The 14859-nt window shown below is 42.1% G+C and carries 13 protein-coding genes and 1 riboswitch; of the genes, 8 read left to right on the forward strand and 5 right to left on the reverse strand.

Annotated elements, in window-relative coordinates:
* Both ACSBOP_RS09865 and ACSBOP_RS09870 read left to right on the forward strand, forming a co-directional pair.
* Complete coding sequence (locus ACSBOP_RS09865) at positions 1-732, forward strand: polymer-forming cytoskeletal protein (protein WP_442604236.1); 732 nt, start codon at positions 1-3, stop codon at positions 730-732.
* An 85-nt stretch (positions 733-817) separates the two neighbouring features.
* Positions 818-2299: an MDR family MFS transporter gene (locus tag ACSBOP_RS09870; RefSeq protein ID WP_442604435.1), complete on the forward strand. Its 1482-nt coding sequence runs from the start codon at positions 818-820 to the stop codon at positions 2297-2299.
* A gap of 100 nt (positions 2300-2399) precedes the next feature.
* On the opposite strand, the gene clpP is transcribed toward ACSBOP_RS09870, so the two are convergent.
* Positions 2400-2984 (reverse strand): ATP-dependent Clp endopeptidase proteolytic subunit ClpP, encoded by a 585-nt coding sequence (gene clpP, locus ACSBOP_RS09875; RefSeq protein ID WP_442604237.1) that lies wholly within the window; start codon positions 2982-2984, stop codon positions 2400-2402.
* 89 nt (positions 2985-3073) lie between these two features.
* Positions 3074-3862 carry an alpha/beta fold hydrolase gene (locus ACSBOP_RS09880; RefSeq protein WP_442604238.1) on the reverse strand — a complete coding sequence of 263 codons (789 nt, stop codon included), beginning with the start codon at positions 3860-3862 and terminating at the stop codon, positions 3074-3076.
* Positions 3863-3977: 115 nt separating this feature from the next.
* On the opposite strand from ACSBOP_RS09880, the gene ACSBOP_RS09885 reads away from it, so the two are divergent.
* The 4 genes from ACSBOP_RS09885 to ACSBOP_RS09900 all read left to right on the forward strand — a co-directional run bounded on the left by ACSBOP_RS09885 (position 3978) and on the right by ACSBOP_RS09900 (position 7832).
* The gene (locus tag ACSBOP_RS09885; RefSeq protein ID WP_442604239.1) at positions 3978-4922 is read left to right on the forward strand and encodes a helix-turn-helix transcriptional regulator; all 945 of its coding nucleotides are present in this window, start codon (positions 3978-3980) and stop codon (positions 4920-4922) included.
* 86 nt (positions 4923-5008) lie between these two features.
* Positions 5009-5731 carry an RNA polymerase sigma factor gene (locus ACSBOP_RS09890; RefSeq protein ID WP_442604240.1) on the forward strand — a complete coding sequence of 241 codons (723 nt, stop codon included), beginning with the start codon at positions 5009-5011 and terminating at the stop codon, positions 5729-5731.
* A gap of 42 nt (positions 5732-5773) precedes the next feature.
* Positions 5774-7045: an MFS transporter gene (locus ACSBOP_RS09895; RefSeq protein ID WP_442604241.1), complete on the forward strand. Its 1272-nt coding sequence runs from the start codon at positions 5774-5776 to the stop codon at positions 7043-7045.
* A 184-nt stretch (positions 7046-7229) separates the two neighbouring features.
* Entirely contained in the window at positions 7230-7832 is a 603-nt protein-coding gene (locus tag ACSBOP_RS09900; RefSeq protein WP_442604242.1) for a nitroreductase family protein, read from the forward strand.
* A gap of 95 nt (positions 7833-7927) precedes the next feature.
* On the opposite strand, the gene mgtA is transcribed toward ACSBOP_RS09900, so the two are convergent.
* Together mgtA and nagZ are read right to left on the reverse strand one after the other, a co-directional pair.
* A complete protein-coding gene (mgtA, locus tag ACSBOP_RS09905; protein ID WP_442604243.1) occupies positions 7928-10525 on the reverse strand; it encodes a magnesium-translocating P-type ATPase in 2598 nt (865 codons plus the stop codon).
* 329 nt (positions 10526-10854) lie between these two features.
* A riboswitch (M-box (ykoK) riboswitch) is annotated at positions 10855-11028 on the reverse strand.
* Positions 11029-11117: 89 nt separating this feature from the next.
* Entirely contained in the window at positions 11118-12206 is a 1089-nt protein-coding gene (nagZ, locus tag ACSBOP_RS09910; RefSeq protein WP_442604244.1) for a beta-N-acetylhexosaminidase, read from the reverse strand.
* A 302-nt stretch (positions 12207-12508) separates the two neighbouring features.
* Here nagZ and ACSBOP_RS09915 point away from each other — a divergent pair, with 302 nt between their 5' ends.
* Positions 12509-13345, forward strand: a complete 837-nt coding sequence (locus ACSBOP_RS09915) for a M15 family metallopeptidase (protein ID WP_442604245.1) — start codon at positions 12509-12511, stop codon at positions 13343-13345.
* A 25-nt stretch (positions 13346-13370) separates the two neighbouring features.
* Here ACSBOP_RS09915 and ACSBOP_RS09920 read toward each other — a convergent pair whose 3' ends face one another.
* On the reverse strand, positions 13371-14078 hold the full coding sequence (locus ACSBOP_RS09920; RefSeq protein ID WP_442604246.1) for an ArsR/SmtB family transcription factor: 708 nt from the start codon (positions 14076-14078) through the stop codon (positions 13371-13373).
* A gap of 94 nt (positions 14079-14172) precedes the next feature.
* On the opposite strand from ACSBOP_RS09920, the gene ACSBOP_RS09925 reads away from it, so the two are divergent.
* Complete coding sequence (locus ACSBOP_RS09925; protein WP_442604247.1) at positions 14173-14793, forward strand: flavin reductase family protein; 621 nt, start codon at positions 14173-14175, stop codon at positions 14791-14793.
* Positions 14794-14859: the final 66 nt, after the last annotated feature.

Consider the following 14859-nt stretch of genomic DNA (forward strand, 5'->3'; position numbering starts at 1 on the left):
ATGAGAGAAAGATCTAGGGATTTAGTAATAAACGGGTCAGGCAGCTCGGGTGGAGGGGTTTTTCAGAAGGTTAGAATTAGTGGTAGTGGTAAAGTGACTGATGATGTTCAATGTCAAGAATTCCGCTGCAGCGGAAGTGGAGATGTATATGGGAATGTGCAAGCTGGGAATATGAAGATTAGTGGTTCGGCGAATATTGATGGTAATGTAACAACGGATGATTTAAAAATTAGCGGATCGATGAGAGTCGACGGGGACGTTAGTGTCAAAAATATTAAAATAAGTGGTCACTTTAAGGCCGATGGACGACTCGTTGCAGAAGATATCGAGCTCGATGGAGCACTTGAACTGAAAGAGGATTGCTCTGCGGAGAGGTTTGAGGTAAAAGGTGGTTTCCGTATTGATGGATTGTTGAATGTGGGAAAAGTTAATATTCAGCTCCATGGTGATGCACATGTTAGAGAAATTGGTTGTGATCAAATTGAAGTTAGACGCAACTTGCTTGGCATAAGTGTCTTCAAAATGATTAAAACACTTTTCCAATCTTATCACAATGAGCTGCATGTCAATACGATTGAAGGCGATGAAATTTACCTGGAATATACCAAAGCCAAGGTTGTACGCGGTACGAATGTGACGATAGGACCAGGTTGTGAAATTGATCTTGTGGAATATAAAGGTCGGTATGAACAAGATAAAGGTGCTGACGTTGGCCTTAGTCGTATAGTATAATAAAGGGTCTGTCTATATAAAGGAATGAGGAGAGAAGATTGTGACAAGTAAGCAAAGTAGATTAGGATTTGTCGTAGCCGGTTTAATGCTTGGCATTTTCGTTGCAGCAATTGATAATACGATTGTTGCAACAGCAATGGGTACGATTGTAAGTGATCTAGGGGGCATGGATAAGTTCGTGTGGGTGACTTCTGCCTACATGGTAGCTGAAATGGCATCAATGCCAATCTTCGGTAAATTGTCCGATATGTATGGTCGTAAGCGATTCTTCATGTTTGGCATTATCATGTTCTTGATTGGCTCAGTGTTATGTGGTTTTGCACAAAGTATCGAGCAGCTCGCTGTTTTCCGCGCGATCCAAGGAATTGGTGGCGGGGCATTGATGCCGATTGCTTTTACAATTATTTTTGATGTGTTCCCTGTTGAGAAACGGGGAAAAATGGGTGGATTATTCGGAGCCGTATTCGGACTTTCAAGTATCTTTGGTCCACTGCTTGGCGCTTATATCACAGATTACTTAAGCTGGCACTGGGTGTTCTTCATTAATGTGCCGATCGGTATCGTTGCCTTAGTATTCATAGGTATGTTCTATAAAGAATCGCTGCAGCATGCGAAGCAAAAAATCGACTGGTGGGGCGCTACAACACTTATTGCGGCCATCGTATGTTTGATGTTCGCCTTGGAACTTGGCGGTAATAAATACGCTTGGGACTCCACACAGATTTTAAGTCTATTTGCAGGGTTTGCTGTCATGTTCATTGCATTCCTGGTGATCGAGACGAAAGTCGAAGAGCCGATTATTTCGTTCCCGATGTTCCGCAATCGCTTGTTCGCAGGCAGTACGATTGTTGGTTTGTTATATGGAGCGGGCTTTATCGTAGCTGCGGTATACATTCCAATCTTCATTCAAGGTGTAACAGGCGGTAGTGCAACGAACTCAGGTCTCATTTTATTGCCAATGATGTTAGGGACGACAGTCTCTGCTCAACTAGGTGGATTCTTATCGACCAAAATGAGTTATCGTAATATTATGATCATCTTTACGTTGATCTTCATTACAGGAATGGTTTTGCTAAGTACGATTACGCAAGATACGTCGCGTACCACGATTACGATGTTTATGATCGTTTTGGGTCTTGGAACAGGAGCATCATTCTCCGTGCTTGGTATGGCGGGTATCCATCATTTTGACGCTGCACAGCGCGGCGCCGCGAACTCGACAATTGCGTTCGTACGTTCCTTCGGGATGACCGTTGGGATTACGATCTATGGAATTATTCAACGGAATGCTTTCACAACGAAGATGACTGATGCATTTGGAGGTGGGAATGGAGCACCTGGTAATCTAGGTGGAGACCCGCGAGAAATGCTGGACCCTGTGAAAAGATCCGAAATTCCATCCTTTGTTCTGGATAAAATAACTAGCGCACTTTCAAGTTCAATCGCGCAGACTTTCATGTGGGCAATCGTTCCTGCGGTCCTAACTTTCGTCTTTGCATTCTGGATGAGTAATGATCGCATGATCATACCTTCTAGGGGTCCAAAGCAGGCGAGTGGAGCGAAGTAATATTTTATATGATTAAATAATAGCGATAGCCGGTATTCCTTCATCTGAAATAGAAGGAAACCGGCTATTGTTCGTATATAGATGGGGGATGAGTGTAAACTTATAAACTTGTGATTACTTTATCGATAATCCCATATTCAACTGCTTCTGCAGCGGACATAAAGTAATCCCGATCCATATCTTGGTTCACTTTCTCAATCGGTTGACCTGTTCGTTCAGCGGTAATGTTGTTAAGACGCTCTCTGATGTTAAGGATGCGTTTGGCACTGATGGCGATATCACTGGCTTGACCTTGTACACCACCATGCGGCTGATGGATCATAATTTCACTGTTCGGTAAAGCCAAACGCTTACCTTTTTCACCTGCAAGTAGAAGGATCGCCGCGAAAGAAGCAGCCATTCCCGTACAAATGGTATGTACTGGTGGTTTAACGAACTGCATTGTATCATAGATGGCAAAGCCCGCAGAGGTTGATCCGCCAGGACTGTTGATATACAGCGAAATTTCTTTCTCCGGATCTTCAGCAGCCAAGAAAAGTAACTGAGCCGTAATGCTATTTGCAACCTGATCGTCAATGGCTGAGCCGAGGAACACGACTCTGTCTTTCAGTAAGCGGGAGTAAATATCATAGGATCGCTCCCCGCGGCTGGATTGTTCAATTACATAAGGCATATAGGTACTCATGGTTATGACCTCCGTTAAAGTGAAATTTGCTTTACACTCGGTAAACGAGTGGCATCTTTCAAAAGATACGGATGTCATTTGGAAAAGGCTCACAGCTCGTCAAGGAATTTTTTGACGACCTGATAATAGCCCTCAGGGTCATCGGAATGAACACCGTGACCACAATTTTCAAATACTGCAAGTTTTGTATTAGGTCTTTTTGACACCATGTGCTCTGCGTGATTTAATTTTAGAACAAAGCTATTTTGACCTTGAATAAGCAGGGCTGGACATGAAGAGGCTAGCCAGTCATCCCACCAATTGCCATTCAGGTTTAATTGTGATACGCGCATTCCCTTGAGATCTGAGCGGAAACCCCAACCAAGTTCATCTTCAAATACACTTTCTGAAAAATAATCAATCGCTCTAATCCCAACTTGTTCAAGTGATTCTCTAAGTTCTTGTAAGGAAGCTGAACGCGCAGGCAGCTTCTCTGCAAAGGATAAGTTATGTTCAATTTCCACACCGATGTCTTCTACAATGACAGCTTGAACATACTCCGGATATTGCGACGCGAATTGATACGCATTTGCTCCGCCTAAAGAATGACCCAAGATCGTTACAGGTTGCCCGCCTAATTCGGTGCGAATCAAGTTGAGCACGTCTGAAAGGTAGCCTTCTCTTGAGTAATCTAATTCAGGTGAATGATTACTCCATCCATGACCACGTTGATCTAATCCAATTACCCGCCAATCCTTGGACAACTTAGATGCTAGCTCGGAAAAGGTTCTGGCATCATTCATATGGCCGTGTAGCAGAAGTAATACATTCTGACATTTTCCTCCAAAATCGAGATAAGAGAGTGTCATATCGCCTGATTTGAAATATTTCCTTTGCATGTTAGTTCCTCCTCTAATTTTTAAAGATTCAATTGCTTTATGTTTCAACAATAGCAGATAATAGTGACAACTATTGTCACTATTAAAAATCATTTTTAAAAGTAGGAGAGAAGCAATGTCCAAATCTAAAAGACTGATGGAACTTATGATGGTCGTGAATCAAAAGCGTAAGTTTACGGTCAAAGAACTTTCGGATGAATTCGGTGTTTCCAAAAGGACGATATTAAGGGATCTACAAGAGCTGGGAGAGCTAGGGGTGCCTTTGTATTCTGAAGTGGGTCCTCATGGCGGTTACGGGTTGTTAAAGGAAAGGATTCTGCCTCCGATTGCTTTCACTGAGGAAGAAGCGGTTGCGATATTTTTTTCCATCCATGCCTTACGGCACTATTCCTCTTTGCCCTTTAAATCGGAATCCATCTCTGCACTGAGGAAGTTTTATCATTATTTGCCTCAAGATATGAGGATTCGAATTGATCAAATGAAGGCCCGTGTTGATTTTGTAACCCCTACTCGAAATGCCCAATCTCCTTACCTTCCAATCTTGCTCGATGCAGCTGTACGTCAAAAGGTGTTACTCATCGATTATGAATCTGGCGTGAAACGATCAAGTCGAGAGATACAACCCATTGGTATCTACACCAGAAGCGGGCTATGGTACTGTCGGGCATACTCTTATCAAGGGGAAGATATTCGTGTGTTCCGCTGTGATCGAATCTCTTCAGTAACGCATTCAGAACGACAACCAATGGATTTGGGGGACAATCACCTTGAAAATAGAGGTTCGAATAGTCAAACGGAGAGTCCGTCTGTCCCTATTTTTGCGGAACTGACTAAGAATGGGGTTGAGGCGTGCGAAGCTGATCCCGGGTCTGTTCCCATGCTTCATATAAGAGAGGATGGTACGGGCTGGCTTAAAGGTCATATTCCGAAACATGACATGTTGTACTTTGCAAAATTTTTAATACACTTAGGAAAAGAAGTAATATTGAAAGATTCAGCAGAGATATTGAATTGTATGAAAAAGCAGCTCACGGATCTTATGGTCCATTATGGGGATTAAGATGTATAATGAATCACGTATCTTTCTAATGCTTTTATTCGTTTACGTATTAAGGATCAATCTGAACGTGTAAAGGAGAATGATGGATGGGAGAGCAATTAAAGAATGGAGATTTGAAGCAGCTGCAGATTGTCGTGAACCGCTATTGTTTATCTTTGACAGGTTCCAAATGGGATGCAGAGGATCTTGCGCAGGAAACATGGCTGAAGGCAGTCGGAACGTTAGAAGGTAACGGGCATATGAATGTCGAGGCACTTCTCATGCGGATTGCTAAGAATACATGGATTGATCAAGTTCGCCGAAAAATAACTTATGAGAAAATCATGAAGCAGGAACATTCGCGTTTAAGCTCTGAAGAATTCGCTCATACAGCTTTGCATGATCATACATGGTATGAGATCGAGCAAGCGCTTGAATCTATAATTAAACATTTATCTCCTTTGCAGCGTGCCGTTTTCTTCTTAAGAGATGTGTTTGGTTACTCCAGTGCGGAGGCAGCTCACATGCTGCACACAACTGAAGGCGCGATTAAAGCCTCCTTGCATCGTGCGCGGCTGGCCCTTGAGAAAGTTCGATACGAGCTTGAGCAGGATGACTCTATTTTACCGGAAAAAGAGCGTACACGGGCATTGCTGCAATCCCTTGCAACGGCGTACCAACAAGGGGATATCGTCCATCTTGTCCAATTGCTGCAAATCGACGGCATGACGCCTGCAGTCGTGATTGGAATCGCTCAGAATCAGATTAGAAGTAAGTCTAGCCGCGAACACAAGCAGCATCGCACATCATCGATCCAGATGGTGGCGTAGTCCAACTATAATATTCTTATTATTCAAAAAAGGAGAAGCTTGATGCAGACAGAGATCGTAGAAAGTAGTAAACCGCAACCGTCTTATTTTCAAAATCTAATCATGCCCATCACTCAGTCTCGTCCATTTCGATTGCTGTGGATCGGTAAGATGCTCAATATGCTGGGGAGTTCGATCACGATGGTCATTCTCCCTATCATGGTGTTATCTCTTACAGGATCGACCATGGCAATGGGGACGACAGTAGCGATCTCGATGTTGATGAAAGTGATTATGCTTCCATTCACAGGAGTTATTGTGGATCGCTTGGATCGCATGAAAATAGTGATGGTTACGGATTTGATCGGATTTATCCTGTTATTTGGAATGATGATCGTATACATATTGGATGTACTGACCATAGAGATGATATACGTATTTGTTGCTTTATTCGGCATCACAGATGCGTTGTCTGGTCCAGCATCCTCAGCGATTCGAGCCAAGATATACACGCCCGAAATTCGCAATGCAGCCATTTCTTTATCACAAGTTAGTGGTCAAGGAATCCGATTATTAGGTCCTACACTTGGCGGAGTGATCCTGACAGTCATGTCAGCGGGAGTGGGGCTAGGCATTGATGGTTTAACGTTCGTCGCGTCATTTATTTGTATCTATCTCTTAAGAAATTTAATGAAGATGAGTAGTGCGGAGCTTCCTAAATCCAAGTCTTATGATTTTAAAAAGGATTGGGTAGAAGGCGTCGCTGTTCTTAAATCGCACACTTGGTTATGGTTTACGATCATTGCATTCGCGTTTATTAATATTTGTTTCGGTGGCGTCCAGCGTGTGTTGATCCCATGGTTATTTAACGTACATCATCACTTAGAACCCGTATATTATGGACTCGCGATGACATTTGCAGGCGTGGGAGGCTTACTCGCCGCATTCGTATTTGGTTCGAAGGCGAAGTGGCGTTATCGCGGGATTATCGCTTATGGGGGTGTCATGCTATCTGGATTGGTGCTATTCGCCATACCGTTCGTGAGTTGGATACCATTGTTGATGGGGTTAATGGTGCTTGAAGGATTTGGTATCATGATCTTCGGTTTAATATGGGAGACAAGTTTGCAAGAACTGGTACCAGAAGAGGCTTTTGGAAGGGTCGTTAGCTTAGACATGTTCGGCTCCTTTGCGCTTCTGCCACTTGGTTATTTGGGTGCGGGTTGGCTTGCTGAAGCAATAGGTGGTCTCGCAACAACTTCAATCCTTGCTGGGGTAGGCGTTGTGATTGTAGCGATTGCATTCATGTTCCCAGGAGTACGTAAGTTTGATTGAATGGTTTGTTTGGAAAAAGGGAAAAATGCCAATGATCTTCTTGTAGAGATCGTTGGCTTTTTATTTTGGTGTTGACAACATAAGAAATGAGATGCATAATAAAAGAAAGGTAAGAACAAAAAGTAAGTCGCTATTCATAGTCGAGTTAATTAAAGAATTTAACTAATATCGGAGGTCATTTATCATGAGCAGCAACACATTCTTATCCGCAGTAAAAGAAAGACGTACGTATTATGCAATTGGTAAGGAAGAGATCGTATCCCAAGAGCAAATCCAAGCAATCGTGAATGATGCAGTGAAACATACACCATCTTCATTTAATTCTCAAAGTGCAAGAGTCGTAGTACTTTTCGGTGAGCAATCCGATAAACTTTGGAACATGACGCGTGAAACATTAAGAAAGATCGTTCCAGCAGAGAACTTTGGTCCTACAAATGATAAAATGGATGGCTTCTCCAGCGGCTATGGCACTGTATTGTTCTTCGAAGATCAAGCAGTAATCGACTATCTGCAAACTAACTTTGCAGCGTATGCAGATAACTTCCCAATCTGGTCTAACCAATCTTCAGGAATGCTGCAATTCGTAATCTGGACAGCTCTTGAAAGTGAAGGCTTAGGTGCTTCTTTACAGCACTACAATCCACTAATTGATGACGAAGTAAAAGCTACTTGGGATCTACCAAGCACTTGGAAGTTGATGGCTCAAATGCCATTTGGTAAACCAACTGCGGAGCCAGGCGAGAAAACATTCAATCCACTTGAAGACCGCGTGAAGTTTTTTAAATAAGTAAGACAAGGCAAGGGCTCTACAAATCCGAAAGGAAAGTAGAGCCCTTTTTTTGGTAAATAGATTTGTTTACATAACATTAATTATGTTTTAACTTATAGCCACTCATTAAATTTGCGAATGTACCATTTTTTAATAAATTGAGTAAGAAAACAGTATCCTAACAGAATGACAACCAACCAAGGGAAGTAGGCTAGAGGCAATGGCTCCAACCCAACGCTTGCTCCGAAAGCACTAAAAGGGATGAAGATTCCTGCTACCATAATAAAGCTGGTTAACACGATTACTGGCATACTAGCTCTGCTTTGGAAAAAGGGAATTTTCTCCGTACGAATCATATGCACGATTAATGTTTGTGACAACAGACCTTCAATAAACCATCCAGATTGAAATAAGGATTGACTTCCAACGGTATTTGCTGCGAAGACAAAATACATCAAGAAGTAGGTTGCATAATCGAAAATGGAGCTGATCGGTCCAATAAACAGCATGAATCTTCCGACAGATTTTGCATCCCATTTGCGTGGCTGCTTTAAAAACTCTTTATCCATTCGATCCCACGGAATTGATAATTGCGAAATATCATAAAATAAATTTTGCATGAGAAGATGGATAGGGAGCATAGGGAGAAACGGTAGGAATAAGCTAGAGCCTAACACACTAAACACATTTCCGAAGTTCGAGCTAGCTGTCATTTTGATATATTTAATAATATTTCCGAATGTTAAGCGACCTTCAATAACACCGGCTTCCAAGACCATTAAATTCTTCTCAAGCAAGATAATATCTGCTGATTCCTTGGCAATATCTACGGCTGTATCCACGGAAATCCCCACATCTGCTGCACGTAGTGAAGCTGCATCATTAATGCCGTCACCCATAAACCCGACTGTATGACCTTTGGATTGCAAGGCTTTCACAATTCTAGATTTTTGCAAAGGATTTAGCTTGGCGAATACAGTCGTTTGTTCAGCTAGATCAGCCAATTGGCTATCATTCAATTGGTCAATCTCGCTACCCAGCACAATGTGGTCTACGGAAAGTCCTACATCCATGCAAACTTTCCGTGTAACCGCGGCGTTATCACCGGTAAGCACTTTTATTGCGATTCCGTTTTCGGTCAGAGCATGTATCGCAGATTTAGCTGTTTCCTTGGGTGGATCAATGAATCCAACAAAGCCAATTAGAGTGAGATTCACTTCATCATGTTTGCTGTATGGCTCATTGTGTGGTGTAAGCTTTTTGACTGCAACTGCGATGACGCGATGTCCATCATTGTTCATATCGTGCACTTTTTGCTGCACCTGTTGTGCGATATGTGGTGTAAGTTCCTTGCGTTCCTTCTTATCCAAGACATGGGAGCAGCAACCAAGAATTTCTTCCATCGCACCTTTGCAAATTAAAACGTGATGGTGGTTGATTTTCTCTAGCACAACAGACATTCTGCGGCGATTAAAGTCAAAAGGGATCTCATCCACTTTGGCATAGTTCTTTTCGACACCGAGAACTTCTGTTAGTTCAACATGCTTCAATACGGCAACATCTAATAAATTTTTGAGACCAGTCTGATGATAGCTATTGAGATAGGCATATTCGAGTACTTTCAAATCTTCATTCCCATTGATGTCCATATATGTTTCTAGAATGATTTTATCTTCCGTCAGCGTGCCTGTTTTATCTGTGCACAATATATTCATGGCTCCAAAATTTTGAATTGCATTAAGTCGTTTAACGACTACTTTTTTACGGGCCATGACAGATGCGCCTTTTGCAAGATTCGTTGTCACGATAACAGGGAGCATTTCAGGCGTTAGACCAACTGCAATCGATAGACCAAACAGCAGGGCATCCCACCAATCACCTTTCGTAAAGCCATTAATGAAGAAAATAATAGGTACCATAATAAGCATGAAGCGGATTAGGACGAAGGTAACGCTGCTAACACCTTTATCAAAGCTCGTTAGCGGACGCGTACCCGTCAATGTTTTGGCCATAGAACCAAAGTAAGTTGAAGCACCAGTGGATACGACAATAGCAGTAGCGGTGCCACTTACGACATTCGTACCCATGTAACACATGTTTCCAAGCTCTAGCGGATTGGTATGATAAGGACGTTGGGTTTTATTGGTCTTGGATTTGAAATTGGAATCCTGTTTTTCAATGGGGAGAGACTCGCCTGTAAGAGAGGATTCACTGATAAACAAATCTTTCGAGCTCAGCAGTCTGACATCAGCAGGAACCAAATCTCCTGCGGAAAGGTGTATGATGTCACCTGGGACAAGGAGTTCCATGTCGATTTCTTGTTTTATTCCATTTCGTGTTACGGTGGCTGTCGTTCCTACCATCGCTTTTAGTTTCTCGACCGTTCGAATCGAACGATATTCTTGGGTAAATGTGATCAGCACACTGACTACAATCATCGTGCTGATAACGATCACCCCTTTGGTATCCTCTGTAAGAATAGAGAATAGGTCTAGGGCAATTAGAATGAGTATGAATGGGTTTTTGAAGCAAAAGAGCAGTTGCACATACCATGCTGGCGGTTTGTCGTGTGCAATTTGATTTTTTCCGTATTGCTCCAGTCTTTCTTCCCATTCGGGTTCCTGTAACCCGTTGTGTGATGAATTTAATTCCTCCAATAAATCTTCAGTCAGACAAAAAGATGCATCAATCAAACGATTTGTAATTGTCATAGTTCATTCCTCCACCTTCGAAATTGGACACAAAAAAACTCTCCCTGAAGGAGAGCCAATGGCTTCGGAACTCGATTTGATTCAATCATCCTAAATTGCCATACTGAATAAGCCTGATTTTTACCTATAATGGACAAATCGGGTTATGCAAGCTGTATAGGTGATCGAGGAAAACGAGTTCCTGCTCTTCACAGGACAAATTCGTGTATTTTGATAAAACAACCTACTCGGACTACTGTCCATGTGAATAATCACCCCTTTCAGCATTAAAAAATCCCTCTAGGTTCTCCTAGAAGGATTGTGAATAAGCGCGTGAAAAAAACACTTAAACGGGTTCCCCCTAGTCGAGTTTTAGCACTACACAACGTAAAGAAATGGAGAATCTCTTAGCCACCTTATGAAAAGCCTTAATCCGGCAATCCCTGTTCTACCCATTGGCATCTTTCGATGTTTCCGGGCAGTGGCCTGTGTTTGTATAGGAGCCTCACCTAACGAGGTCGTTTACTATTTACATTGAAATACTACACCCGTCTGCATCTTCATGTCAATGGGCGTATGAGACTGCTATTGTTTACATAACATTAGTTATGTATTATTTCAAATACTTCGTCAATAAGTCTTGAATGGATTGATTCATTGTCTCAACAGAAACAGATGTGGTGGGGGAGTTCTGCATGTTGTATTTGTCCTTCATTTTCAAGACGCGAGCGACACTGTGATTCAATTGTTCAGTCGTGATCTCACCGTTTTCAACGGCTCTTTTGAGTGAATGAAGAACTCTTGTCTGATTATCATACTCATGGCATACCATGACGAGGTCAGTACCCGCTTGAATCGCCATAACAGCTGCATCTCCAATCTCATGTTGCGAGGTAATTGCAGCCATGGTCAAGTCATCTGAGACGATAACGCCTTGGAAGTTCAAGTCTTTACGAAGTAAGTCAGTGATGACCGGTTTGGATAAAGAAGCGGGATTCTTAGCGTCAATTTTGGAGATGAGAATATGGGAAACCATTACGGCATCCGCGCCATTATTAATGGCATTAATGAAAGGGACGAATTCAAATTTTTTTAATCGCTGGATATCATGATCCACAACGGGCAAACCGACATGTGAATCGATGTATGTATCACCATGCCCAGGAAAGTGTTTTACGACAGATACAACACCTTCGGATTGAATACCTCTCATCGTTTGTAGACCGAGCTGACTTACGAGATTCGGTGTATTACCATATGCACGTACACCGATTATTGGATTTTGTGGATTGCTATTAATATCGAGAACAGGTGCATAGTTCACGTTGAGACCGATAGATTTCACTTTATCTGCCAATCTTTTACCAAATTCATAGGCGAATATTTCGTTATTTACGCGTCCAATTACGCTATTATTCGGAAGTCCAAGATAGGAATCGGGTAGGCGAGTTACTTTGCCCCCTTCTTCATCGATACTCATGATTAATGGGATTTTGTTTGATGAGTTGGCCTGTTTGAGATCATTCACAAGCTTAAGGGCTTGCGACTGGTCTTGAATATTTCTTTTAAATAATACGAATCCACTGACCTTGTACTTTTCAATTAATGTCTGTGTATGATCGTCACCTGTCCAATGATCTGCACCTACAAGCACAAGCTGACCGATTTTCTCGTCAAGAGTAAGCTGAGAGACTTGCTGCATAATGGGATCATCCATTGATTGTGGTGACAGAGTTTTAGGGCCGGAGACTGGAGCAGAAGTGCTTAATATTGCTGTATCAGGTGATGTTATCGGACTTTGCGTTTGATTATTAGTTAGGGAGCAGGCGGTTAGACTGACAAGTAGGGCAATGCACAAGAAGGCAGAGCACGTTCGAAACCTTGTAATCATACGGGATCACAATCCTTTCTTCATACCTGTTATTGTATCTTTTTTGTTACATTTCATACTTTTGGAAGTGATAATATAGGTGAAAAAGAGATAATTTTACTTAGGAGGATAATATGAAAAAGAAAATAGCGCTTACCGCTCTCATTCTTGTTTGTGCTGTATCAATCGTGGGTTGTGGTGATGGTAAACAAGCTGTGAATGAACCCAAGGAGACAAAAGGACCTATAGAAACAAAAGAACCTGTGGAAACAAAAGGGCCTGTAGAGACAAAAGCAGTGGAGAGCGCTAAACAAAGCCCTTCTCCTCAACCTAGTGGTAGTCCAGAGGCAAGTAAACCTCCTGTAAAGGGGGATACGAAAGAGGCGGCTGATCCACAAGCGATCACCGTTCTTGTGAATAAACAATTCGCTTTACCTGACAATTACGAGCCAAAAGATTTGGTCTATCCAAGTGTTCCCTTTACATTTAACGAAAAAATAGAGAAGCGTATGATGCGAAAAGAAGCAGCAGGTGCATTAGAGCAAATGTTTGCAGGAGCGAAGAAAGATGGAATTTCTTTAGCAGGTGTATCTGCTTATCGCTCCCACAAAACGCAAGTTACGTTATTCAATAATTATGTGAAAAAAGACGGAGAAGCGAAAGCAAAGACGTATAGCGCAGTTCCTGGTCATAGTGAACATGAGACTGGACTTGCGATTGATGTGTCAGGTAGTGATGGAAAATGTGCGGCTGAGAATTGCTTCGGGGATACGAAAGAAGCCAAATGGTTGGCTGTTCATGCGCATGAATATGGATTCATTATCCGTTATCCCAAGGGAAAAGAATCAATTACAGGTTACCAATACGAGCCATGGCATCTGCGATATGTAGGTAAGAAATTAGCTGCTGACGTAGCGAAAAATGGTAAAACTTTGGAAGAAGTTCTTCAAGCCGTACCAGTTGCCAAATAAGGGAGAGACGATTGAAACAGTGGGGTTAGTTACTTGCCTCATCATGAAAAACAATGGAAAAAGTGTTCTTAAACCCAATTTTACCTTGTGGCGTGACTTGAATAGCTCTAGTCTTGGGCATCCGCTCAATCCAATTCAGTTCTAGTAACCTTTCAAGAATCGCATTTCCTAACGCTCCCGCGAGGTGATAACGGCGTTCACTCCAATCTAGGCACTGTAAACAGTAGGCGCGGCGCTTTGTTTTGACTTGAGCTAGATCGATGTTCAAGTCTGCAAAGAAGGCTTCGCCTTTTTTTGTTACGTGATAACTTTTTTCTTCTTCTTCTTCAATAATCTTCTGATTGCACAAAGCCTCTGTTAGTTGTACCCCCAGATATCCTGCAAGATGATCATAACACGTTCGAGCCTGGCGTATAGCCTGATCTTCTGCTGCTTGTCGGAATGATTTGATCTGAACGGGTGGTGCTATAGACAGGAGAGACTCCATGACTTGAGCAACTTCTGGATTCTGTATACCGTAATAACGATGTCTACCTTGTTGCTGGACAGATACAGCTTGCGCTTCGACCATTTTGGCTAGATGAAAGCTTGCCGTTTGCGGCTTTATTCGTGCATTTGCAGCAAGTTCACTTGCCGTATGCAGTCTCCCATCCATTAATACAGATAATATGACTGCTCGAGACGGTTCGCTTATTAGTGCAGCAATTAATGCTACATTTGAGTTAACAGCCATGAATTAATCCTCCTTGTAATCCATATTTCGATGAACATGGAAGTGTTTCTATTTTACAATAAATCGGAATTGATGAACAAGAGGAGAAGTGAACATGAATCAGACAAGACAAGCGGATCGCACAGTTGTTATTCAACCTAAAATTTTGTATTACGGTAATCCAGTGATTTTACTCAGTACCCTTAATGAAGATGGAACTACGAATATTTCGCCATTATCGTCCTCGTGGGCTTTAGGGGATAATATCATTCTTGGTTTGGGTCTTGGTGGCAAAGCTTTTGAGAATATCAAACGTCACCCAGAATGTGTAATCAATATACCTAGCCCAGATTTGTGGCAGAATGTAGAGCAAATCTCACCCTATACAGGTACAAATCCCGTACCAGATTATAAGCTTGAGATGGGCTATACCTACTGTAAAGACAAGCTTCAAGGTAGTGGGTTAACATCACTGGATTCGATTACGATAAAACCTACACGCATCTCGGAATGTCCGATTCAGATTGAAGCATTGGTAAAAGAAGTTCGTATTCCGGAGTACGCACCTTTTTTTGCAATCATAGAAACCCAGGTGTTACAAGTTCATGCGCATGCTACAATTTTGCGTGAGAACAATCATATTGATCCTTCCAAATGGAGTCCACTGATCTATAATTTCAGACATTATTATGGTCTTGGAGATGCGCTAGGGAAAAATAGAAGAGCTGAAAATTGAGACTGACTTTTAATTTGTTTACATAACATTTGTTATGTTATACATATGCGAAGCAGCTTTACTCAA

This window comes from Paenibacillus sp. KN14-4R (assembly GCF_052180255.1).
Lineage (GTDB): Bacteria > Bacillota > Bacilli > Paenibacillales > NBRC-103111 > Paenibacillus_AM.